At 62.6% G+C, this 23,131-nt stretch carries 22 protein-coding genes, 1 pseudogene and 1 riboswitch; of the genes and pseudogenes, 15 read left to right on the top strand and 8 right to left on the bottom strand.

The features are described 5' to 3' along the window. The first annotated feature begins 107 nt into the window (after positions 1-107). Positions 108-216: riboswitch (ZMP/ZTP riboswitch) on the top strand. Positions 217-382: 166 nt separating this feature from the next. The 7 genes from glyA to BCA01S_RS17065 all read left to right on the top strand — a co-directional run bounded on the left by glyA (position 383) and on the right by BCA01S_RS17065 (position 5,215). After that, on the top strand, positions 383-1,630 hold the full coding sequence (glyA, locus tag BCA01S_RS17035) for a serine hydroxymethyltransferase (protein WP_027777931.1): 1,248 nt from the start codon (positions 383-385) through the stop codon (positions 1,628-1,630). Between the two features lie 6 nt (positions 1,631-1,636). After that, positions 1,637-2,119 carry a transcriptional regulator NrdR gene (nrdR, locus tag BCA01S_RS17040; protein WP_020069733.1) on the top strand — a complete coding sequence of 161 codons (483 nt, stop codon included), beginning with the start codon at positions 1,637-1,639 and terminating at the stop codon, positions 2,117-2,119. Between the two features lie 203 nt (positions 2,120-2,322). Further along, positions 2,323-2,883, top strand: a complete 561-nt coding sequence (locus BCA01S_RS34930; protein ID WP_174447059.1) for a GspH/FimT family pseudopilin — start codon at positions 2,323-2,325, stop codon at positions 2,881-2,883. Next, positions 2,880-3,335 (top strand): type IV pilus modification PilV family protein, encoded by a 456-nt coding sequence (locus BCA01S_RS17050; RefSeq protein WP_042318776.1) that lies wholly within the window; start codon positions 2,880-2,882, stop codon positions 3,333-3,335. The genes BCA01S_RS34930 and BCA01S_RS17050 overlap by 4 nt, the downstream gene beginning before the upstream one ends. Continuing rightward, complete coding sequence (locus BCA01S_RS17055; protein ID WP_027777933.1) at positions 3,332-4,144, top strand: PilW family protein; 813 nt, start codon at positions 3,332-3,334, stop codon at positions 4,142-4,144. The genes BCA01S_RS17050 and BCA01S_RS17055 overlap by 4 nt, the downstream gene beginning before the upstream one ends. 155 nt (positions 4,145-4,299) lie before the next feature. Further along, a complete protein-coding gene (locus tag BCA01S_RS17060; protein ID WP_425176526.1) occupies positions 4,300-4,773 on the top strand; it encodes a pilus assembly PilX family protein in 474 nt (157 codons plus the stop codon). 10 nt (positions 4,774-4,783) lie between these two features. Then, on the top strand, positions 4,784-5,215 hold the full coding sequence (locus BCA01S_RS17065) for a type IV pilin protein (RefSeq protein WP_027777935.1): 432 nt from the start codon (positions 4,784-4,786) through the stop codon (positions 5,213-5,215). A 97-nt stretch (positions 5,216-5,312) separates the two neighbouring features. Here the strand turns inward: BCA01S_RS17065 and BCA01S_RS17070 are convergent, their stop codons facing one another. The 3 genes from BCA01S_RS17070 to BCA01S_RS17080 all read right to left on the bottom strand — a co-directional run bounded on the left by BCA01S_RS17070 (position 5,313) and on the right by BCA01S_RS17080 (position 6,779). Continuing rightward, positions 5,313-5,777, bottom strand: a complete 465-nt coding sequence (locus tag BCA01S_RS17070; protein ID WP_027777936.1) for a DUF3318 domain-containing protein — start codon at positions 5,775-5,777, stop codon at positions 5,313-5,315. A 173-nt stretch (positions 5,778-5,950) separates the two neighbouring features. Continuing rightward, positions 5,951-6,337, bottom strand: coding sequence for a phage holin family protein (locus tag BCA01S_RS17075; protein ID WP_027777937.1), 387 nt, complete (start codon positions 6,335-6,337; stop codon positions 5,951-5,953). A gap of 139 nt (positions 6,338-6,476) precedes the next feature. After that, positions 6,477-6,779 (bottom strand): ElaB/YgaM/YqjD family protein, encoded by a 303-nt coding sequence (locus BCA01S_RS17080; RefSeq protein WP_006047848.1) that lies wholly within the window; start codon positions 6,777-6,779, stop codon positions 6,477-6,479. Between the two features lie 341 nt (positions 6,780-7,120). Here BCA01S_RS17080 and BCA01S_RS17085 point away from each other — a divergent pair, with 341 nt between their 5' ends. Further along, positions 7,121-7,759 carry a peroxiredoxin gene (locus tag BCA01S_RS17085; RefSeq protein WP_020069742.1) on the top strand — a complete coding sequence of 213 codons (639 nt, stop codon included), beginning with the start codon at positions 7,121-7,123 and terminating at the stop codon, positions 7,757-7,759. 170 nt (positions 7,760-7,929) lie between these two features. On the opposite strand, the gene BCA01S_RS17090 is transcribed toward BCA01S_RS17085, so the two are convergent. Beyond that, positions 7,930-9,120, bottom strand: coding sequence for an acyl-CoA dehydrogenase (locus BCA01S_RS17090; protein WP_006047845.1), 1,191 nt, complete (start codon positions 9,118-9,120; stop codon positions 7,930-7,932). Between the two features lie 94 nt (positions 9,121-9,214). Here BCA01S_RS17090 and BCA01S_RS17095 point away from each other — a divergent pair, with 94 nt between their 5' ends. After that, a complete protein-coding gene (locus BCA01S_RS17095) occupies positions 9,215-10,000 on the top strand; it encodes an IclR family transcriptional regulator (protein ID WP_027777938.1) in 786 nt (261 codons plus the stop codon). A gap of 134 nt (positions 10,001-10,134) precedes the next feature. Here BCA01S_RS17095 and BCA01S_RS17100 read toward each other — a convergent pair whose 3' ends face one another. After that, complete coding sequence (locus BCA01S_RS17100; RefSeq protein WP_027777939.1) at positions 10,135-10,968, bottom strand: EAL domain-containing protein; 834 nt, start codon at positions 10,966-10,968, stop codon at positions 10,135-10,137. Positions 10,969-11,290: 322 nt separating this feature from the next. On the opposite strand from BCA01S_RS17100, the gene BCA01S_RS17105 reads away from it, so the two are divergent. The 3 genes from BCA01S_RS17105 to fahA are packed head-to-tail and all read left to right on the top strand — an operon-like array spanning position 11,291 to position 15,331. After that, complete coding sequence (locus BCA01S_RS17105; protein ID WP_027777940.1) at positions 11,291-12,655, top strand: MFS transporter; 1,365 nt, start codon at positions 11,291-11,293, stop codon at positions 12,653-12,655. A gap of 31 nt (positions 12,656-12,686) precedes the next feature. Beyond that, complete coding sequence (gene hmgA / locus BCA01S_RS17110) at positions 12,687-14,033, top strand: homogentisate 1,2-dioxygenase (RefSeq protein WP_027777941.1); 1,347 nt, start codon at positions 12,687-12,689, stop codon at positions 14,031-14,033. Further along, the gene (fahA, locus tag BCA01S_RS17115; RefSeq protein ID WP_027777942.1) at positions 14,030-15,331 is read left to right on the top strand and encodes a fumarylacetoacetase; all 1,302 of its coding nucleotides are present in this window, start codon (positions 14,030-14,032) and stop codon (positions 15,329-15,331) included. The genes hmgA and fahA overlap by 4 nt, the downstream gene beginning before the upstream one ends. 67 nt (positions 15,332-15,398) lie before the next feature. Here the strand turns inward: fahA and BCA01S_RS17120 are convergent, their stop codons facing one another. Beyond that, positions 15,399-16,565 carry an MFS transporter gene (locus tag BCA01S_RS17120; protein ID WP_027777943.1) on the bottom strand — a complete coding sequence of 389 codons (1,167 nt, stop codon included), beginning with the start codon at positions 16,563-16,565 and terminating at the stop codon, positions 15,399-15,401. 239 nt (positions 16,566-16,804) lie between these two features. Then, positions 16,805-17,629, bottom strand: coding sequence for a crotonase/enoyl-CoA hydratase family protein (locus tag BCA01S_RS17125; RefSeq protein ID WP_027777944.1), 825 nt, complete (start codon positions 17,627-17,629; stop codon positions 16,805-16,807). Between the two features lie 97 nt (positions 17,630-17,726). On the opposite strand from BCA01S_RS17125, the gene BCA01S_RS37150 reads away from it, so the two are divergent. Then, positions 17,727-18,341, top strand: coding sequence for a plasmid fertility inhibition factor family protein (locus tag BCA01S_RS37150; RefSeq protein ID WP_084166872.1), 615 nt, complete (start codon positions 17,727-17,729; stop codon positions 18,339-18,341). 36 nt (positions 18,342-18,377) lie between these two features. Here the strand turns inward: BCA01S_RS37150 and BCA01S_RS37155 are convergent. Beyond that, positions 18,378-19,104, bottom strand: a pseudogene (locus BCA01S_RS37155) (NAD(P)-dependent oxidoreductase); the annotation flags it as partial. 507 nt (positions 19,105-19,611) lie between these two features. Between BCA01S_RS37155 and aspT (BCA01S_RS17140) the strand changes: the two are divergent. After that, positions 19,612-21,294, top strand: coding sequence for an aspartate-alanine antiporter (gene aspT, locus BCA01S_RS17140; protein WP_027777945.1), 1,683 nt, complete (start codon positions 19,612-19,614; stop codon positions 21,292-21,294). An 86-nt stretch (positions 21,295-21,380) separates the two neighbouring features. Further along, positions 21,381-23,063 (top strand): aspartate-alanine antiporter, encoded by a 1,683-nt coding sequence (gene aspT / locus BCA01S_RS17145; RefSeq protein ID WP_027777946.1) that lies wholly within the window; start codon positions 21,381-21,383, stop codon positions 23,061-23,063. Positions 23,064-23,131: the final 68 nt, after the last annotated feature.

Genomic DNA, 23,131 nt, shown 5'->3' on the forward strand with positions numbered 1-23,131 from the left:
ACGGCTGTGCGCTGCGCTTCTCGCCCTCGGTCGCCGTCGTGCCAGTGCCTTGGGCGACGGCGGAAACCCGGTTGCCTATTCGATCCTCTTCCAATAAACTAACGCGCTCATCCCTGCGTGACTGGCGATAGAACCGATCCAACCAATCGGGTTCAAGGTGGAAAAACCCACCGTGAAGCGCAGGGTGCCGTTTTGCCGTTCGCCTGGGCAGCCGTGATCCGCGCGCATCAATCTGCGCTGACGGTGGCTGTCCTGCCTCGCGTGTGCGGCGACTCTCCTCTCGCCACGTCAGGGCTGGCCCAGCCGCCAGCAGCGCCGCGTACCCTCTACGCAAGATTCGGCGCACGATCCGGTCAACCTGAACACACTCAACGGAATCCGTATGTTTGACAGAGCCCAAAGCACCATCGCCAACGTCGACCCTGAACTCTGGAAGGTGATCGAACAGGAAAACCGTCGTCAGGAAGAGCATATCGAACTGATCGCGTCGGAAAACTACACGAGCCCGGCTGTGATGGCTGCGCAAGGCTCGCAACTCACGAACAAGTACGCCGAAGGGTACCCGGGCAAGCGCTACTACGGCGGTTGCGAATACGTCGACGTGGCAGAACAGCTCGCGATCGACCGCGTGAAGCAACTGTTCGGCGCCGAGGCCGCCAACGTGCAGCCGAACTCGGGCTCGCAGGCGAACCAGGGCGTGTTCTTCGCCATGCTCAAGCCGGGCGACACGATCATGGGCATGAGCCTCGCGCACGGCGGCCACCTGACTCACGGCTCGCCCGTCAACATGTCGGGCAAGTGGTTCAACGTCGTCAGCTACGGCCTGAACGAAGCCGAAGACATTGACTACGACGCTGCCGAGAAGCTCGCCCAGGAACACAAGCCGAAGTTGATTGTTGCCGGTGCGTCCGCCTTCGCGCTGCGCATCGACTTCGAGCGTCTGTCGAAAATCGCGAAGTCGGTCGGCGCGTACTTCATGGTCGACATGGCCCACTACGCGGGTCTTATCGCAGCGGGCGTGTATCCGAACCCGGTGCCGCACGCAGACTTCGTCACCACCACCACGCACAAGAGCCTGCGTGGCCCGCGCGGCGGGGTGATCCTGATGAAGGCCGAATTCGAGAAGCAGATCAACTCGGCAATCTTCCCGGGCATTCAGGGCGGCCCGCTGATGCACGTGATCGCCGGCAAGGCGGTTGCGTTCAAGGAAGCGCTGTCGCCGGAATTCAAGGCTTACCAGCAACAGGTCGTTGAGAACGCTCGCGTGCTGGCGGAGACGCTCGTCAAGCGCGGTCTGCGCATCGTGTCGGGCCGTACTGAAAGCCACGTGATGCTGGTCGACCTGCGCGCGAAGAAGATCACTGGCAAGGCCGCTGAAGCCGCGCTCGGCGCCGCTCACATCACGGTCAACAAGAACGCGATTCCGAACGACCCGGAAAAGCCGTTTGTGACGAGCGGTATCCGTCTGGGCTCGCCGGCCATGACTACACGCGGCTTCGGCACCAAGGAAGCGGAGCAGGTGGGTAACCTGATCGCCGACGTGCTGGACAACCCGGAAGACACGGCCACGATCGAACGCGTGCGCGGCCAGGTCGCCGAGTTGACGCAGCGTTTCCCGGTCTACGGCTAAGCCGCCATGCATTGCCCTTTCTGCCGTCACGCCGATACGCAGGTTGTCGACTCGCGTGTCTCCGAAGACGGCGCGACGATTCGCCGGCGCCGCCGCTGCCCGGCCTGCGACAAACGTTTTACGACGTATGAGCGGGTCGAGCTGGCGTTGCCGTCGGTCGTCAAGAAAGACGGCAGCCGTACCGAATTCGATCGCCGCAAGATTGTCGCAAGCATGCAACTGGCGCTGCGCAAGCGCCCGGTTGCAGCAGACGCGATCGACGCGGCGGTCGCCCGGATCGAGTACCAACTGCTCGGCAGCGGCGAGCGCGAGGTGCGCAGCGAGCGCCTCGGCGAACTCGTAATGAACGAGTTGCGCGCGCTCGACACCATTGCCTACGTTCGTTTCGCCTCCGTTTACCGGCGCTTTGAAGACGTCTCTGAATTTGAAGACGTGATCGAAGAATTCCGCCACGCTTCCTCTCCTCCCAAGCCGTCGCGCAAGCGCTGAGCGCCCACGCCCCTCGCGTCGCGTCCGACTATTCGTGTTGTGCCGCGTCGCTTCGCGTCTCTGCATTTCCCGCTCCGTCATCGTTCGTCGCGTGAATTTTTGCGCGCAATAGCGTCTGAATGCCACCTGGCCATTCGGCCGATTGTTGAGTCGTCCTCGAACCGCTAGATTGGCCGCATTCTTTGAAATATTCAGGAATGCAAATGAAACAGCATGCAATCGCTTCGCCGCCGTGCGGCGGATTTACGCTTGTCGAAACGCTGGTCGTAGTCGCGCTGCTGGCGGTGGTCGTGCTGTGGGCGACTCCATCGTTCGTAGCGTGGCAGGTGCGGGATCAGGTCGACGCCCGCGCAAAGGCGCTCGTGTCGACGCTCGGATATGCGCGCAGCGAGGCTTTGCGTCGCGGCGCTCGCGTGACCGTATGCCGTACAGATGCGGCGCGGCACTGCCTTGCCGCCGGGCAACCGTGCGGCACTGGCCAGACCGACTGGTCTTGCGGCTGGGCGGTACTGGCGGATCGAGGCGGCACTCTTTCGTTGCTGCGCGCCCATCCCTCGCTTTCGTCGGTGAGCATCGTGGGTACCCAGACGAATCTGACGTTCACGCCGCCCGCCGGTCAGTTGATCGGCACTTTCCGCAGTTTCGACATTGCGCCGCGTGCGCCATCGAAAGCGACTCAGGGCGATAAGTGGCGGCGTTGCATTCGCATTGCTGCGGGTGGGCGGACGCGGATCGCAGAAGGTGCGTGCGGGACGGCGTCATGAGCCCGTTCGAACTATCGTTGGCACAAGCACCATCGCACCGTTGCAGCAGCAAGTGCGGCGGCAGCTCTTTGATCGAAGTGATGCTGGACGTCGCAGTGCTCGCGGTCACGGCACTCGGTTTGATCGCCGGGCAGTTGTGGACAGCGCGTGAGGCCCGAGCAATGTCGATGCGAGAACAGGCGGTGTGGATAGCCGATTCCGTGGCTGAGGCGGTGTCTGTGCCGTCAGGCAACGAGGCCGCGCTCGCGTGGTGGAACTCGCGCGCGGCAAAAGTGTTGCCGCGCGGCGATGCATCGGTCGTCGCGACAGGTGGCGTGTCGGCGGCTCGCGTGACATGGTCGGCTTTGCAAAACTTGCCGCGCGCGAACGACGTAATCGACAAGCCCGAGCCGTGTGGCGGAGCGAGCGCGCCCGTGGGCTTCTCGTGTATCGCACTGGCGTTCGTCAAATGATGTCGCGCTTGCATCGTGCGTGCGGTCATACGTTGGTCGAGTTCGTTATTGCTGTTGCGCTGGGGCTCGTGGTGACCGCAGGAACGGTGTCACTTTATACGACACAGCGCGCTGCCTTTGAGCAAGCGAGCAATGGGCTGCGAATCCGCGAGGCCGGTTGGACGGCGCTGACCGTTGTCGGGCAGCAGTTGCAAATGGCGGGCTTCGTGCCGGCCGACGCCGCGCAATATCGCGCACCGGCGCCATTGTTCGGCTGTTCGGGTGGTCACCCCGCCGGCACGGATGACAGCCGTCTGACGTGCGAGACATTGCCTGGCAAATCAGACGGCGTCGCAATGCGATATGTCGGCGATAGCGTGTCGACGTGGCCGTCATCCACGGGACAGACAACGGACTGTCTCGGGCAAGCCGTGACCAGCAGCAGCGCCGCGCTTGGCGAGCGCGGCGTGCCGGTGGTCAATCGCTTCTACGCCAAGACGAGCGGCTCGACCGGCCAACCGGAGCTCTATTGCGAAGGCAATGGCAAGACAGGCTCCGCGCAACCGCTGGTCGGAGGCGTCGAGCGGCTGCGGATCAGGTATTGGCTGGCTGGCGCGGTCAATGCAATCGACGCGTCGGCGGTAATGCCCGACCAGTGGGCGAGCGTTGTCGCGGTCGATCTTTGCGTGCTCGTGCGAGGCGCACCCCAAGGGCAGCGCTCGCGCTATGCAGATTGCGTTGGCGTCAGCAGCATCGCGAGCGACTTGCGTCCGCGGCAGGCATTCTGGCGTCGGATCGCGCTGCGTAACTACGTGGAGGCTATTTCGTGACTGACACACCGGGCAGAACGGCGTGCCGCTGCGTCGCTCATGCGCTGTGCGGCAGCTCAAAGCAACTGGCTACGCTGCAGGTGGCGTCTGGCGGCCGGAGACGTCGTGCTTCGTGCCTACGCCGCGGCGCGCATCGCACGCGTTGCCGCGGCGCCGTGCTGCCCATCGTTCTGCTGATTTCGGCGATGCTGTTGGCGACATCGGCGGCCTGGCTCGAAGCATCGGTGGCGGCCGCGCGTAGCGCCGTCAATGTGCGCGACTACTTGCAGGCATTCAATGCTGCCGACTCGGCATTGACTTTGTGTGCCCGCAGCGTCACTGCAGGCACGGGCATTGGCGCATTGGCATCGCCGCCAGTCGCCCGCGAGCCGACTCAGTGGAAAGTCGAAGCTACGTTCGAAGCCGCGGCCGCGACACCTGTCGCTCAGTGGCCCGGGGCACTGCGCGCGCCGCAATGCGTGGTCGAAGGATGGAGTCTGCCGGCTCGCCCCGACGCGCGGGCGTACCTGCTGACATCGCGCGGTTTTGGCATGAATAAGGACTCGCAGGTATGGCTGCAAATGGAACTTGTTATCGACGGCGACAGGATCGAACGCCATTGGCGCCGCGTCGCCGCACGGCCATTTTAGTGAGGCATAGATGAGAAGGGCGCACGTATCCGCATTCACCTTGCTCGAGCTGATTATCACTCTCGCGATAGTCGCGGTGCTGGCCGTCTTTGCCGTGCCGTCGTATCGCAACCACGTCGTGCGAACACATCGGGTCGACGCGGCATCGGCGCTGTTTCGGGCGGCGCAGTTCGTCGAGGGTGCGGCAAGTGACAGCATTGCCGCGCTGCCGCCGGGCCTCGATCAGGCTCCGCAATTCGGCGCGGCTGTCTACCGGCTGCATGTACTGCCGGCGGACGATGCTAACGGCGGTTATTCAATTGAAGCGGCCCCGGACGAATCGGGGCCGATGCGCGATGACCCGTGCGGCGTTTTCACGCTCGACGCAACAGGGATGCGAAGTAATAAGAATGTCGCGATCGGGTCGGCGCCGCCCACCGGGCAGTGTTGGGGCACTGGCTAGCAAGCGCCTCGAAGTCGGCACACGCTGCAGTGCGTTCGTTAACGGACTGGAAAGCAGGCAACCACTGGGCGCTCAAGCAATTAGCCAACCCGGCACTTCACCTCTCGTCGCCCGAACCATACGATGCACGTGACTCCCCCTTGATCTGCTGCCACACGCGGTACGCTTCCCACGCGGCAAGCGCGAGGCCACCCCATTTCAGCGCGGGCTTTGCGCCAGCAGCAACGGTCGCGCGCAACGGCTTCGCGAGGACGAGCGAGGCGATCGAGCTGACAAGCGGATACTGTTTGAGAAGAGCGCCAATTGTCCCGGCGTTCAGGAAATTCGCTTTAGAGCCTGTGCCCATGCGCAATCCGCCGAAACCCGGCACGATGAACTTGAGCCAACTGAAGTGTGTGACGGCTTCGCGCAGTTCGATCGTCGCCTGGGCCAATTCCATGCGCTCGACGTCCGCGCGCACGAGCAGCAATTCCTTGCGTAGCGCTCGCAAGTGCGGCGCGCTAAGGTCTCTCGCCGGCTGGCGCTTGTTACGGAATGCGGGACTTGAATGGCTCTGGCTCATGGCGTATCGGCATTATGGAGGGCTAGGAACAGCGCACGGAACGGCACAACGAGCGGCGCAAAGAACGGCTTGGAAAAAGTCGGTGCAACCGGCGCGCTTCACATACGCTAAACAACCGGTTCACGAACTTGCCAATTAGAAAAAAACGTCTCGCGCTCCGTGCGCTCGCGGTGCTACGGTCTACGAAATACGTCGCGGTCTTTTTCGAATTCGGCGATGGTGGACTCGAAGACCATTGGCGCATTACGCAGACCACTACGCGCTTTTAGCGCGCAGACCAGTCCGGCAATCGCATAAACCAGTGTGATGCCGGCAAGCGCCTGCCACCGGTATGTGTCCCAGAACGCGATGGCGACCAGCGCGGTAAGAGCGATCAGGGCCATGGTGGTCAGCATCATCGCCGCAAGGCCAAGAAAGAGCACGCCCAGAAGGCGGTCTTTTTCTTCAGCCAGTTCAATGCCGACCAGTTCAAGGCGTGTTTGCAGAATGGCAGACACCGAACTGATGATGCGGCGTAACGGGCTATGTTGTTCGCGCTGCGAATGTGTGTCGGTCGTCATGGCTGTGGGCGTTGCGCGTGGTGGCCTAAGCGGCGCGTGCAAACGTGCGCGCCAAGATAAGCGGACCGGCCGGACATGCGCCGGTCCGCTTGATTCGCTGGCAAGCCGGACTTAGTTCGTCCGGCAACGTGCAATGGTGTTACTTGCGGTTGATCAGCAGACCCAGCAACACGCCGGCGCCCGCAGCAATGCCGATGGATGCCCACGGATGCTCGTGAACGTAGTCGTCGGTTGCGCGAGCAGCCTTCTTGCCTTTCTCAACCACGACGACTTGCACGTCGGCAGCTTTTTCCCGGGCTTGCTTCAGACGGGACAGCGCCGTTTCGCGCAGTTCCGAAGCGCGCTCGCCCGTTGCGCTTGCGGCCTGTTTCAGCAGGTCTTCCGCGTCCGCGAGGACGGTTTTGATATCCGACATCAATCTCTCCTTGTTGACTTCCGACATTGACAGCTCCCCTTTTCGTCTCACGCCACGCGTGAATCCTAACCAAAGAAACGGCGGCTGGCGAGCGCACTGCCCGGTCTGCGGAGCCGAACGCACGAACCGTTCCCGGCGAGGCTAAACACTTCCGGACAACATCTGCATGACCCTCACAGATGATATTAGTGCATGATTGAGTTGATCTGTCCCGCAAAGTTTCCACTAAATCGGCGAAAATTACAAAAAGGCATAAAGTAGTGAGCCGATGTTCGTTCGTCATGTACGGTCGCTGCCGTATGCTTTATCTTTGCCTAGCGCTGCGGGCAAATGCTCGCGCTGGTGTCCGAACACTTAAGGAGATGCACATGAGTCTACGTCTTGGCGATACCGCACCGGATTTCGAGCAGGAATCCAGTATCGGCCGCATCAAGTTTCATGAATGGCTCGGCGACAGCTGGGGCGTGCTGTTCTCGCACCCGGCCGACTTTACGCCGGTCTGCACCACGGAACTCGGCCTGACCGCCAAGCTTGCCGAGGAATTCGAGAAGCGTAACGTGAAGACCATCGCGTTGTCGGTCGACAGCGCCGAGTCGCACAAGGAGTGGATCAAGGACATCAACGAGACGCAGGCCGCCAACGTCGGGTTTCCGATTCTGGCCGATGGCGACCGCAAAGTGTCCGAGTTGTACGACATGATTCACCCGAACGCCAATGAAACGCTCACGGTTCGCTCGCTGTTCATCATCGATCCGAAGAAGAAGGTGCGTCTGATCATTACGTACCCGGCAAGCACGGGGCGCAACTTCGACGAAGTGCTGCGCGTAATCGATTCGCTTCAGCTCACCGATAGCCACTCGGTTGCAACGCCCGGCAACTGGAAGCAGGGCGACGACGTCGTGATCGTGCCGTCGCTGAAGGACGAAGAGGTGATCAAACAGAAATTCCCGAAAGGCTACAAGGCGCTGCGTCCGTATCTGCGCATGACACCGCAGCCGAACAAGTAAGCGCGGGCTCGGCGCAAGGCCACAGGCGTTCGAAAGCAGAAAGCCGCGAGCCGCGAGCCGAAAGTGGCGCCACATACGGACAAAGGCCGGTTCGTCGCGAACCGGCCTTTTACTTTCGACGCAGGAACAAACCGCGCTGCGACAAACCTTGGTTTGCCGTCAGAAAGGCTTTAGAAAAACGCCTGGATGCCCGTTTGCGCGCGTCCGAGAATCAGCGCGTGAATGTCGTGCGTGCCTTCATAGGTGTTGACCACCTCGAGATTCACCAGATGCCGCGCGATGCCGAACTCGTCGGAGATGCCGTTCCCGCCCAGCATGTCCCGCGCGAGCCGCGCAATGTCGAGCGCCTTGCCGCATGAATTGCGTTTCATGATCGACGTGATCTCGACGGCCGCCGTGCCTTCGTCTTTCATACGACCGAGGCGCAGCACGCCTTGCAGCCCGAGCGTGATCTCCGTCTGCATATCGGCGAGTTTTTTCTGGATCAACTGGTTTGCCGCGAGCGGCCGGCCGAACTGCTTACGGTCGAGCACGTACTGACGCGCGGTGTGCCAGCAGGATTCCGCGGCGCCCAAGGCGCCCCACGCAATGCCGTAGCGGGCTGAGTTCAGGCAGGTGAACGGACCGCGCAGGCCGCTCACTTCGGGAAAGCGGTTTTCTTCCGGTACGAACACTTCGTCGAGCACGATCTCGCCGGTGATCGACGCGCGCAGGCCCACCTTGCTATGAATGGTCGGCGCTGACAGTCCCTTCCAGCCCTTCTCGAGGATGAAGCCGCGAATCGCGTCCTTGCCGTTTTCCTCGAGCTTGGCCCACACCACGAAGACGTCGGCGATCGGCGAATTGGTGATCCACATTTTCGAGCCCGACAGCGAGTAGCCGCCGTCGACCTTCTTTGCCCGCGTCACCATGCTGCCCGGATCGGAGCCGTGATTCGGCTCGGTCAGTCCGAAGCAGCCGATCCATTCGCCGGTGGCGAGCTTCGGCAGGTATTTCTGCTTCTGTGCCTCGGAGCCGAACTCGTAGATCGGCACCATGACCAGCGAAGACTGCACCGACATCATCGACCGGTAGCCGGAGTCGACGCGCTCCACTTCACGCGCGATCAAGCCATACGCCACGTAGTTCAGCCCGGGACCGCCGTATTGCTCGGGAATGGTCGGACCGAGCAGGCCCAGTTCGCCCATCTCGCGGAAGATTTCGATGTCGGTCTTCTCGTGACGGAACGCTTCCAGCACGCGCGGCTGCAGCTTGTCCTGCGCATACGCCGCGGCGGCGTCGCGCACCATGCGTTCGTCTTCGGTGAGCTGCTGATCCAGCAGCAGCGGGTCTTCCCAATGAAACTGCGCGGCCTCGGCCATGACGTATCTCCTGATTCTTCGCTTGATTCAAGCTTGACTAGAGTTCCGCTATGCAGAACAATGTTTTGCAAACCACGATTGAGTGTATCACCCGATGACGTCCGCATCCACTTTGTCCGATCCGCTCGACGAGCGCAAATTCGTTGTCGCCCTCGCACGCGGGCTTGATTTGCTGCGCGCATTCAAGCCGGGAGAAACGATGCTCGGCAATCGCGACTTCGTCGAACGCACCGGCTTGCCCAAGGCGACTGTCAACCGTCTCGCCTACACGCTGACGGTGCTCGGCTATCTTCGGCTTGATGAGGCAATGGGAAAGTACGCGCTTGATGCAGGCGTGCTGTCGCTCGGGTTTGCGCTGCTCTCGGGCACCGACACGCTCGAACTCGCCCGCCCGCACATGCGCGGGTTTGCGCGCGAGGTGGGCGCGGCTGTTTCGCTTGGCTGCCGTGACGGCCTCGACATGATCTACCTCGACACGATACGCAGCGAAACCGCGCTCACGCTCGGCCTCGCACCCGGCTCGAAACTGTCGATGCTGACGAGTTCCATGGGTCGCGCTTATCTCGCTGTGCAACCTGTCGATGTGCGCGCCGCGTTGCTTGCGGAACTCAGGAAAGCGGCGGGAAAGGGCGGTGCGGCGCTGGTGGCCGACGCTGTGAAGGAAATCGCCGCGTTCGAAAAAGAGCGCTGCTGCTATTCGTTCCGCGCCTGGCACGACGATGTCAACGCGGTCGCCGTGCCGTTTCGCGAGCCGCGCGAAGGGCGCTGGCTGGTGCTCAGTTGCAGCGGGCCGGCTTCATCGATGGGAGAAGACGTGTTTCGGGAGAAGGTTGCGCCGCGGCTGAAAGCGCTTGCGCGGCGCCTCGGAGACGCTGGCTGAGGATTCGCATTCGGGCCGAGTGGAGCGAGTCAGTCAAAGCAAAACCGGCCGAGTGAATTGCATCAAGGGCGTCAACCGCATCAACCGGATCAAGCCGGGCGAATCGCCCAGAGCAGATCAAGCCAACCCGTAAATCAAGCCGCGCGGTCGTGATAGTGCGCATTGAACAGCGGCCCTTGCACGAAGCGAACATCGTATTGCTGCAACGCTTCGAATTGCGGCTCGTCCATCACGCGATTGAAGATCAGCGGAATCCGCAGCCGGCTCGCATACCCCACCAGCGGCTTGACCGTCGCGTCGCGCAACGCGGTCGCCGCATCCATCTTGATGAAGTCCAGCCGAGCGGTGTCCGACACCGACAGAATCTGCCCCGCGTTGGACAGGTTGCCCGCCACCTTGAAGCCGTAGTGCTGATAGCTCTTGGTCAAATAGCCGAGAAACGTCTTATGCGCGACCGCGGCTGCCGGCAGTTCGATCACTATCCTCGACGGGTTCAACCCGAACGACGTGAGTACGCTCGAAAAGTGCCGCCCATGATCGTATTTCACGCTCTTCAGAAGCCGCTCGTGTACGCGCAGGAATAGCAGCCCGTGCCGTTGCGCGCCGAAAAAATTGACCGAGTGGAGCGCACGCGACATGCGGTCGAGCGCGACGACTTCCTGGTCGTCGGCGATGCGGTCGAACGCGTCGAACATATCGAATGGCGCGGCGTCGAGCCGCTGCGTGACCGCCTGAAAACCCAACTCATCGCCGAAACGGTCGACGTTTTCGACGTCCGACGACATCGATTGCGCCAGCGCATGCACGCTGATGTCGAAGATCGGTTCGTAGGCGCTCGTGAGTTCGAGGTCGTGGAACCGAGCGAGCGCAATCTCGCCGTGCGTGCCATGTCCCATCGCCAGATGTGTGCCGAGGAACGGATGCTCAGAGGCGCGGGCAACGAGACTGGGAATGGTCGGCGGGATCATTTAAGCGAATCGGTCAGGTGAGTGGTGCGTTCGCTCGAGACTCCAGACAGAACTCATGCGCCGCATGCTTCGATGGTAGCAGTCCGCATCGCGCGCACATGAACAAAATGCTGCTAACGATATCCGTGAGCCCTTGCCTGGCGGCGTCGCTGCGCGTCTGTTGTTCTGCTACCAGGGTATACGTTAATTTCACTTAACGTAATTCGTTTTACCATGCGTAAATTGTCGTGTGGCTGACGAGAGCCGACTCGCGCTGTTCCGCGTGATTCGCATAGGCCCGCAGCCGCAGACATTCCAACCATTACACGTGGAGACAATTCCCATGAGCGCCAAGCCGGCATCCGCTGCCCTCAACGTGATCGAAGTCGAGCGGGTGCTCGGCGAGACGCATCACCCGGCATTCCAGTTCATGCTGCTCGCGTTGTGCGGACTCTGCCTCGTGATCGACGGTTTCGACGCGCAGGCCATGGGTTACGTCGCGCCGAGCGTGATCGGCGAATGGCATGTGTCGAAGGCGGCGCTCGGCCCGGTATTCAGCGCAAGCCTGTTCGGCATGCTGCTCGGGGCATTGGGGCTGTCGGTGCTGGCGGACCGCATCGGCCGTCGTCCGGTGCTGATCGGTGCAACGTTTTTCTTTGCGCTGTCGATGCTGGCCACGCCGTTTGTCTCGACGATTCCCGCATTGATCGCGCTGCGCTTCATCACGGGGCTCGGCCTCGGTTGCATCATGCCGAACGCAATGGCGCTCGTAGGCGAATTTTCGACGCCCGCTCATCGCGTCAAGCGCATGATGCTGGTTTCGTGCGGCTTCACGTTGGGCGCGGCGCTGGGCGGCTTCATCAGCGCTGCGCTGATTCCGGCCTATGGTTGGCGCGCGGTGTTCTGGGTCGGCGGCGCGGTGCCGCTAGTGCTGGCGGTCGCCATGCTCGCCGCGCTGCCCGAGTCGTTGCAGTTTCTCGTGCTGAAGGGCCGCAGCGACCGCGCGCTGCGCTGGCTCGCGAAGTTCAATCCCAGCCTGCCGATCGATGCGAACACACGCGTCGTCGTGCGCGAGAAGGGCAATGCCGGTGCGCCGGTCGCGGAGTTGTTCCGCGCGGGGCGTGCTCCGGTCACCTTGATTCTGTGGGCGATCAGCTTCATGAACCTGATCGATCTGTACTTTCTGTCGAACTGGTTGCCGACCGTCATGCGCGATGCCGGCTATTCGCCGGGCACGGCGGTGATTGTCGGCACGGTGTTGCAGACGGGCGGCGTGGTGGGCACGTTGCTGCTCGGCTGGTTCATCGAACGCTTTGGTTTCGTGCGCGTGCTGTTCGTGTGCTTCGCGGGCGCGGCGCTCGCTGTCGGCACCATCGGCAGCGTGGCGCATGCTTTGCCGTGGCTGCTGATCGTCGTGTTCGCGGGCGGCTTCTGTGTGGTCGGCGGGCAGCCGGCCGTGAACGCGCTCGCGGGCCACTTTTATCCGACCGCACTGCGATCGACGGGCATCGGCTGGAGCCTCGGAATCGGGCGCATCGGCTCGGTGATCGGACCGCTGGTCGGCGGCCAACTGATCGCGCTGAACTGGTCGAACGAATCGCTGTTCCATGCGGCTGCGGTGCCGGTGCTGTGTTCCGCGCTGCTGGTGATCGCGCTCGCCGCGGCGACGCGGCAACGCAGTCGCCCGTCCGAACCGCAAACCGCGTGAAGTGATGTCTAGGGTCAACGGAGAATCTTGCATGGATACCTCAACACGTCAGCCGAATACCGTCAGGTCGCGGCTCGAGATCGAACCCGGCTATCAGTCGGGCTTCGGCAACGAATTCGCGACCGAGGCTTTACCGGGCGCGCTGCCGGAAGGGCGCAATTCGCCACAGCGCGCGGCCTATGGTTTGTATGCCGAACAGTTGTCCGGTACCGCTTTCACTGCACCGCGCGGGCACAATCGGCGCACCTGGCTGTACCGCATTCGTCCCGCGGCAGTGCATAAGCCGTTCACGCCGCTGCCTTCGGAGCGGCTCGTCGCGAATTTCGCCGAAGTGCCGCCCACGCCGCCAAATCAGTTGCGCTGGGACGCGTTGCCGATGCCAACCGAGCCGACGGATTTCGTCGACGGCTGGGTCACGATGGCGGGCAACGGCGCCGCCGAAACGATGAGCGGCTGCGCGATCCACCTGTACGCAGCGAACCGCTCGATGACGGACCGTTTCTTCTACAGCGCCGACGGCGAGTTGCTAATCGTGCCTCAGGAAGGTCGCCTCGATATCGCGACGGAACTGGGCCGGCTCGAAGTGGAGCCGTTCGAGATCGCGGTGATTCCGCGCGGCGTGCGCTTCGCGGTCAGCCTGCCGGACGGCACGGCGCGCGGCTACATCTGCGAAAACTTCGGCGCGTTGCTTCGATTGCCGGACCTCGGGCCGATTGGCTCGAACGGTCTTGCCAATCCGCGCGACTTCCTCACGCCGCATGCCGCTTACGAGGACCGAGAAGGCGACTTCGAGCTCGTCGCGAAGATGAACGGCAATCTGTGGCGCGCGGACATTGGACATTCGCCACTCGACGTGGTCGCGTGGCACGGCAATTACGCGCCGTATAAATACGACTTGCGGCGCTTCAACACCATCGGTTCGATTAGCTTCGACCATCCGGACCCGTCGATCTTTCTGGTGTTGCAATCGCAAAGCGACACGCCGGGCGTGGATTCACTCGACTTCGTGATCTTCCCGCCGCGCTGGCTCGCCGCCGAAGACACGTTCCGCCCGCCATGGTTTCATCGCAATGTCGCAAGCGAATTCATGGGACTCGTGCACGGCGTCTACGACGCGAAGGCCGAGGGTTTCGTGCCGGGCGGCGCGAGCCTGCACAACTGCATGTCCGGTCACGGCCCGGACGCGGATACCTTCGAGAAAGCTTCGCACAGCGATACGTCGAAGCCGGTCAAGGTCGGCGACACCATGGCGTTCATGTTCGAAACCAAAACGCTGATCAAGCCGACACGTTTTGCGCTCGAAACCGCGCAACTTCAGGCGCATTACTACGAGTGCTGGCAAGGTCTTCAGAAACACTTCAACCCGGAGCAACGATGAGCGCATTGAGCGATCTTCAGGCGACGCTCGATCCGTCGCGCAAAAGTTGGGTGCAGTCGGCCAACGAACCGAGCAACGATTTTTCGATTCAGAACTTGCCGTTCGGCATTTTCAGCGACAGCAAGGACGACACGCCGCGCGTGGGCGTTGCAATTGGCGATGAGATCGTCGATCTGGCCGCGCTGGAGGCGGCGGGCTTGCTCAGGGTGCCCTCGAAGGCAGGCGTTTTCGCGCGCGATACTTTGAACGAGTTCATCGCGCTCGGCCGCGACGCATGGCGCAGTGTGCGCATTCAGTTGAGTAATCTGCTTTCGCGTGACACCGCGACGTTGCGCGACGACGCTACGTTGCGTGCGAAGGCGCTGGTGCGTCAGGCCGACGCGCGGCTCCATCTGCCCGTGCAAATTCCCGGTTACACGGATTTCTATTCATCGAAGGAGCACGCAACGAATGTCGGCTCCATGTTCCGCGATCCGAAGAACGCGCTGCTGCCGAACTGGTCGGAGATGCCGATAGGCTATAACGGACGCGCGTCGTCGGTCGTGGTGAGCGGCACGCCGGTGCGTCGGCCGAACGGTCAATTGAAGTTGCCCGATCAGGAGCGTCCCGTGTTCGGCGCGTGCCGGAGGCTGGACATCGAACTGGAGACCGGCTTCGTGATTGGCGGCGGCAACGCATTGGGCGAGCCGATCGCCTGTGCCGATGCGGAAGCGCATATCTTCGGCATGGTGCTGTTGAACGACTGGAGTGCGCGCGACATCCAGCAATGGGAATACGTGCCACTCGGCCCCTTCAATTCAAAAACATTCGCGACCACCATTTCGCCGTGGATCGTCACGCTGGACGCGCTCGAACCTTTCCGCGTTGCACAGCCCGTGCAGGAGCCGCAGCCGCTTGCGTATCTGCGGCACGAGGGCAAGCATGCATTCGACATAGCACTGGAAGTGAAGCTACGTCCGCAAGGCGCGAAAGAAGCCACGACCATTGCGCGAACCAACTTCAGGCACATGTACTGGACGATGGCTCAGCAACTCGCGCATCACACGGTGTCGGGTTGCAATACGCGAGTGGGCGATCTGATGGGCTCGGGTACGATCAGCGGGCCGACGGAAGACTCGTACGGCAGCCTGCTCGAACTCACGTGGAACGGCAAGAAGCCGCTGGAATTGAAAGAGGGCGGCACGCGCAGTTTTATCGAAGACGGCGACGAGTTGACGCTCTCGGGTTGGTGCCAGGCGGACGGTTATCGCGTGGGTTTTGGAACGTGCGTTGGCGAGATTCTGGCGGCGAAGGCCTGAGGTAGAAACGGTCGCGTTTGCCGGAAGCGCGCCGGCATGAACCGGCGTGAGCCCGCGCGGGCCGCTGTCAGCCCGCCACGGCCATCCGCTGCGCGCGCCGGTCGATGGACACCGACCACAGCGTGAGCAGGAGCGCGCCAATCGAGGTCACGACGCCGACCCACGGCAGCGTGGTCAACGGTGCGCCCGCGCCGATCGCCATGCCGCCGAGCCATGCGCCTGTTGCGTTGCCGAGGTTGAACGCGCCCTGGTTCAACGTCGACGCAAGATTCGGCGCGTGGCTTGCCCGATCGACGATCAGCATCTGCAATGGCGGCACGATTGCAAATGCCAGAACGCCCCAAACGAAAACGGTGATCATTGCCGGAATTTCGGCATGCATGGTGCCGGCAAAGATCGCGAGAATCACGACGATGGCGAGCAGAAAGGCCACCAGCGACGGCATCAGGCGCCAGTCGGCGAGCTTGCCGCCAAGCGTGCTGCCAACCGTCAGGCCGAGCCCGAACAGCAGCAGAACGAGCGTGACCGCGTGCGGCGTGAAGCCGGTCACGTCTTCGAGAATCGGCGTGATGTACGTGAACGTGGAGAAGAGGCTCGCTGAAGCGAGCACGCTGATGCCGAGCACCATCAACACCTGCGGATTTTTCAGCACGCTGAATTCGCGCACGAGGCTCGCCTTCTGCATCTCGATCTGCGCCGGCAGGCACACGGCGAGCGCGGCGGCCGCGGCAATGCCGATGGCCGTCACGGCCCAGAAGGTCGCGCGCCAGCCGACAGCCTGGCCGAGCGCGGTGCCGAGCGGCACGCCGAGCACATTCGCAAGCGTGAGGCCGGTGAACATCAGCGCGATGGCCTGCGCGCGGCGGTTCGGCGCGACGAGACCCGCGGCGACCACCGAGCCGATGCCGAAAAACGCGCCATGGCAGAACGCCGTGACGATCCGCGCGGCCATCAGCACCGCATAGCCAGGCGCGACCGCGCACAGCAGGTTGCCGACGATGAATACGCCGATCAGGCTCATCAACGCTTTCTTGCGCGGCATGTTGGCGACCGCGATTGCCACGATCGGTGCGCCTATGGTCACGCCAAGCGCGTATGCCGAGACCAGCATGCCCGCTGCCGGGATCGAGACAGACAGGTCACTGGCGACGTTGGGCAACAGCCCCATGATGACAAATTCGGTGGTGCCGATGCCAAAGGCGGCAACGGCGAGAGCAAGCAGGGGCAAAGGCATGGCAGCAGACTGTGGATCGGCGCGGCGCGAAGCGTCGCGCGGCCGGCGCGCGTTTTCGGGACGAGAGCGCATGCGCCGTGCGGGAAGCAAAGCAGTCAGGGATTCTACCTAAGTCAAAACGATAGTGCTGAGCGCCTATGCACATGTTGTTTTTCGCTGAACACCGCGCGACGTCACGCCGCTTGAGTGTGTGCGACCAGTGGTGCCGATGGCTACGGTCGCTTCTTTTCCGCGCCCCGCTAGCTGCTTCCCTCGTGCGAATCAGGCGTTTCGCCGTGACGTCCAGCGCTTCTTGCAAAACGTGCGGCACCGTCGATGCCTTCGTCGAATACAGCCCGATATCCGCCGGCGCCTTCGCGCTGGAGTGCCTCGGCCAGGTCGCCGAGAATGCTGTTTTCCAGCACTGAACGGCGGTCGGCTAGTAGCGCCGCCTGCGGGAATGCTGCGAGATCCGCGGCCAGTTGCTCAGCCGCGACGCGCGCCTCGCCCCTGGCGACCACACGATTGACGAGGCCAAAACCGAGCGCCTCCTGGGCGCTCACCGCACGTCCCGTCAGAATCAGATCGAGCGCGCGCGACATGCCGATCAGCCGCGGCAGGCGGATCGTGCCACCGTCGATCAATGGAATGCCAACGCGCCGGCAGAACACACCGAGCACCGCATCGTCCTCCGCGACACGCAGGTCGCACATCGCAGCCAGTTCCAGGCCGCCCGCCACCGCATAGCCCGCGATGGCCGCGATGACCGGCTTCGTGAAGTTCATCCGCGTCGGTCCCATCGGCCCAGCTCCGCGGCCGTCGGCGTGTATCTCGTTGCGGAGGTTTTCGTCGGCCAGCGCGCTCAGATCCGCGCCCGCGCAAAAGGTGCCGCCTGCGCCGAACAGTACTGCGGCGCGCCATGCCGATTCCGCCTCGAAGCATTGGAACGCAGCGCTCAAAGCGTCGGCGACAGCGCGGTCGACGGCATTCCGGCGCTCCGGGCGCTCAAGCACGATGGTTGCTATGCCGTTATCCTGGTTAGCCTCGATGCGCACATATTGACTGAAATTTTGGGTGCTTATCATCGTCGTGTCCTTGAAGGTCCGCGTTCGCCCGTCCATTCGGGCGCTTGTGCCGCGCTCGTCGGGCGCTCATGCAGAGCAGTTAATACCGTGGCTTGACATGCTTCTTTCACAATCGACTCGTAGCGTTAGCGCTCTCTTAACGCGCTGGCGAATCTTCGCCGGCTCAGCGAGCCTGCCTTTGCCTCTGACCAATTCATCGTCCGCCGCTGCGCCGGCTTGCGCGGAGACGGTCTGGATCGTGCCGCTGCATCAACATTCATGGTACGACCATGTGCGCCTGAAACGCGTGTTCGTCGCCGACGGCACCCGGCATCAGGTCGTGCTGGTCGACGTGCGCAAGCTGCTCGCCTGCGCGGATCGCGACAACACCGACTACGTTCTGAAGCCCATTGCCGAATGGCATGCGGGCAAAGTACGAGGCATTCGCGAATTTCTCGATCCGGACAATCCTCGTATTCCGCAGATGCCCTACGTGACGATTTGCACGCGCCGCGCAACCGGTCTACTCGGCTGGCTCGGTTTCGAGCGCGAGGGTGTGGTGGCGTTTCGCAATGGCCAGCATCGCGCGCGTTATCTTGCCGATGCCGGCGCGCGCTGGTTTCCGGTGGAAGTGCACGAGCGCGAGGCGGCCTTGCTGCGTGAGATGTGCGGCGCACCGGACGACGCCCGCACCGCGATCCGCCCCGTTTCGCTGAAGGCGGGCGGCGTCTAGCCTGTTGTGCCCGCTGTGCCCGCTGTGCCCGCTGCGGCCCGTTGCAGGGACCGTGTTGCGAGGCACACCCGTTTGCCAGGCGGCGATGTTATCGAGCGTGGTGTGCGCGATCTCGTTCATCGCCTCGCGCGTGAAAAACGCCTGGTGGGCGGTCACGATGACGTTCGGGGACATCAGCAGACGCGCGAGCACGTCGTCTTGCAGCGGGAGATTCGAATGGCCTTCGAAGAAGAGACCGCCTTCTTCCTCGTAGACGTCGAGGCCCAGATGGCCAAGCTGGCCGTCCTTCAGTGCACCGACCAGCGCATTGCTTTCGACGAGTCCGCCGCGCCCCGTGTTGATCAGCATCGCGCCGCGCTTCATTTTGGCCAGCGCGGCGGCGTCGATCAGATGGTAGGTGGAAGGCACCAACGGACAGTGCAACTCACGATGTCCGATTCCGCCAGAAGCGTGTCGAGCGCGACGTAGCGCGCGCCGAGCGCGAGCAGGTGCCGAGGTGTTCGGCCGTTGCGAGGTCCACGTGGTTGAAGCCCGCCGACCGCAAGGCAATCATCCGCGTGCCGCCTGCGTAGAGCCGCTCCAGCACGGCCGCGTCGACCCGGTCGTTGACGAACGGGCACACCACCTCGTAGCCCTGTGCCAGAACAGCGGTTTCGCTGTCCAGATGCGATTCCTGGAAATGCAGATCATAGCCATGGCCGCTGTTCGCTCCAGTGAACGTTTCGATGTCATATTGGCGGCTGCTGAAGAGAATGATGCGCATCGCGTACTCCGATAAACGTTTCGCGGCGCTCGCGAATTCCCGGCTAATGCCGACGAGTCAAGTCTGCCTGGGCGAATGAATATAAGGGAAGCAATGCGCTAAAGCGAATGCGGATGGGGTTTGTTTAGGTCCGCGCTCCGTGAAGTCAAGTGTTCATGGCAAAAAAAATAGCATTGACAGGGATACTAAACTTTCATAATTTAAAAAAGCTCGTGAATCACCGCTCCATTCATGAGTGAAGACATTTCGTACAAACCCCACTTGCGGCGTTTCACCTTGCCGGGCGCATCAAGCGAAGTCCGGTCAGCAATGTTTTTCGTTTAATGACGCAGTAGTCACCGCGGCATTCGTGATTTGCTGCGCGCTTTTTTTGCGCCATATGACGCCATTCCATCTTTTCCGTGGGATAGCTGATTCAAGTCAACTATCCACAACGCCAACGGGCTTAATTTCGCTGGCGTGGATATTTAGCAATTTGCGAATAATTTCCAAAATCGGCTAGCCAACATGATCGGTGAATTGCTGAGGACTCAACCGGAGATCGCTCTGTTCACGAGCCTCGCAATCGGCTATTTAATTGGCTCTTTCCGCATTGGTCCTATCCAGCTGGGCGGTGTTTGCGGCACATTGATCGTTGCGTTGTTACTTGGTCAGACAGGCGCGCGCCTCGCGCCCGATCTGAAGAACATCGCCTTCGCATTGTTCATCTTTGCGCTGGGCTTCACCGGTGGGCCGCAATTCTTCGCCAATATCGGTCGGGGGTGGCGCTACGGGCTGCTGTCAGTGGTCGAGATCGTGTCGGTGCTCCTCCTGATCATGATCGCGGTGACCGTCATGCGGCTCGATGCCGGTACTGCGGCTGGTCTGCTGGCCGGCGCGGCGACCGAGTCGGCCGTGATCGGCACGGCCTCCGAGGCGATTGCCAGGCTCGGTTTCGACGAAGCGCAGACGCTACGTCTGCAAGCCAACATCGTGACTGCTTACAGCGTGAGTTACCTGTTCGGGCTGGTCACTATCGTCCTCTTTACGAGCCAGTTTGCACCTTTGCTGTTGCGCATCGATTTGCGCGAGGAGGCGGCGCGCGTGTGGCGCAAGCTGGGCGGTGACGGAGCATTGGGCGAGGGCCAGCATGCCGCCGCACCGGCGCTGGTGGGCCGCGTTTTTCGCATCGGGGCGGCGCATGGTGCGACAGTTCTCACCATCGAGCAGCAGCACGGCTTCAATCTCACCATCGAGCAGGTGCGGCGCAACGGCGCGAACGTGGCGGTAGATCCGCACCTCGCGCTGGCTTCGGGCGACGTCGTGCTCGTCGCGGGCCGCCGCGAAGCTATCGTCGCCGCGGCGCCCGATCTCGGCGATGAAGTTGACGGCGCTGGCTTCGGTCAGGTGCTTGCCGAGAAGCTCGACGTCGTGTTGACACGGCGCGACGCGCACGGTCTCACGGTTGCCCAGATGCGTGAGCGGGCACCGCCAGACGAGGCGCGTGGAGTCTACATCGCGGCCGTCACGCGCCTGGAGACGACGATACCCGCGCTGCCCGGCACCGAACTGAATCGCGGCGACGTGCTGACGCTGGTCGGCGCCAAGGCCGATGTCGAGCGCGGCGCGCGGCGTCTCGGCTATGTGCTCGTCGCAACGCAGAAGACCGACTTCGTCTATCTGGGCCTCGGCGTGCTGGTCGGCATGGCGATTGGCCACTTGGGCGGGCGCATCGGCGGCGTATCGCTCGCATTGGGCACCGGCGGCGGCTGCTTGTTGTCCGGGCTGCTGTTCGGCTGGATCCGCTCGCGACATCCGCTCGTCGGCTCGCTGCCTCCGGCGGCCGCGCAGATTCTCAAGGACTTCGGGCTCGCCACTTTCATCGCCGCGGTGGGATTGTCGGCGGGACCGGACGCCATCAAGCTGGTGCGCCAGTACGGCCTCGCGCTGCCCGCGGCCGGCATTCTGATGGTGCTCGTGCCGGGGCTGCTGTCGTTGTGGATTGGCCGCATGTTCCTCAAGCTCGAAACGCCGATGCTGCTCGGCGCGATCGCCGGTCAGCAGTGCAGCACGCCGGCGATCAGCGCGCTCGTCAGTGTGACCGGCAACTCCACGCCGGTGATCGGCTACACGATCACCTACGCGCTTTCCAACATCTTTTTGCCGTTGATGGGACCAGTCGTGGTCGGCCTGGCCGGCAAGCTCAGCTAGCCGGTCGGAATTACCGCGCGGGGGTCGAGCACCCGCGGCGGGCAGTGTCGGGTAATTAGCATCGCAAACTATTCAGCGAGGACATGATGGACTGGCTACATCACATATTCCAGAAATCACCTGAGATCGCGCTGTTTTTGTCGCTCGCGGCTGGTTACTTCATCGGCCAGATCAACTTCGGCAAGTTCCAGCTGGGCGGCGTCGGCGGATCGCTGCTGGCGGCGGTGGTGATCAGTCAGGCAGGCGTGACGATCGACAACGGCGTGAAGTCGGTGATGTTCGCCGTATTCATCTACGCGGTCGGCTACGACTCCGGTCCGGGTTTCTTCAATTCGCTGAATCGCAAGACGCTGCGCGAAATTGCGATGGCGGTTTTCCTCGCGGTCACAGCGCTGATCACCGTGGTGATCTGCGCGAAGCTGTTTCACCTGAACAAGGGACTCGCGGCCGGGCTCGCTGGCGGCGCGCTGACGCAGTCGGCGATCATCGGCACTGCGGGCGACGCGATCGCGCGCCTCGGGCTGCCCGCCGACGAGGTGAAATCGCTGCAATCCGACGTTGCGATCGCCTATGCGGTGACGTACGTGTTCGGCTCGCTCGGCGCGATCATCGTATGCGTGAATATTTTGCCGAAGTTCATGGGGCAGAGTCTGCGCGATGCGTCCATCGAAGCAGAACGCGAGCTCACCGCGGGCGCGCCGGCTCGCGGGCCAGGACAGCTTCTGGCGTTGCCGGAACTGGTAGGGCGCGCGTACCGGATCGACGTCAGCGCGGGCAAGACGGTGAAACAGGTCGAGACACTGCATCGCGACATGCTGACCATCGAGCGCGTCAAGCGAGGCGGCCATACGCTCGACCCTACGCCCGACCTGGTATTGGACCCCGACGATGTGGTGCTGGTCGTGGGCCGTCGCGAAGCCGTCGTCGAGTTCGGCTCGAACGGCAGCGAAGTTGCCGACATTGGCGATGTCGGCGTCGTCATGCAAACGCGCGAAGGCGTATTCACCCGCAAAGGCATGAACCACACGACGATCGCGGCCGCGCGGGAAATGGTGGATCGTGACATGCGCCATGGCGTCTACCTGCAGGGCGTGACGCGCGCCGGGCAGCCGCTGCCGCTGCTGCCGGAAACCCATCTGGAACATGGCGACGTGCTGACGTTTTATGGCTCGCCGAAAGACACCAAGCGGGCCGTGGAAGCCGCGGGTTACGAGCTGCCGTACAGCAACAAGACCGACTTCATCTACATGGGCGTCGGTCTCGTGCTCGGCTTGCTGATCGGGCTCATTGTTATCAACGTGGGTGGAATTCCGCTCACGCTCGGCTCAGGCGGCGGCTGTCTGCTCGCCGGCCTGCTGTTCGGCTGGATGCGCGGCAAGCATCCCATGTACGGCGTGATGCCCACGGCAGCCTCGCAACTGCTGAAGGACTTCGGGCTCGCGGCCTTCGTCGCCGTGGTCGGTCTGAATTCTGGCCTGCAGGCCGTGGTCACGGTCAAGCAGAGCGGCATGACGATCTTCCTGCTCGGCGTGTTCGTCACGCTGTTCCCTCTCTTGCTCACGATGCTGTTCGGCCGCTACGTGCTTCGCTACAACAATGCGGCCATTCTGGCAGGTGCGCTGACGGGCTCACGTAGTGCGAATCCGGCTTTTGGCGGCGTGCTGGACAAGGCGGAAAGCGCGGTGCCGACCGTGCCGTTCGCCATCACCTATGCAATTGCGAACGTCGCGTTGACGTTGCTGGGCCCGCTCGTGGTGGGACTCGTGTAGCAAACGCGTTGTATCGATCTCTTCGCGCCGGCCGCGGCATCGCGCAAATCAATGCCCGGCGGCGTCTT

This window comes from Paraburkholderia caledonica NBRC 102488 (assembly GCF_000685095.1).
Taxonomy (GTDB): Bacteria; Pseudomonadota; Gammaproteobacteria; order Burkholderiales; family Burkholderiaceae; genus Paraburkholderia; species Paraburkholderia caledonica.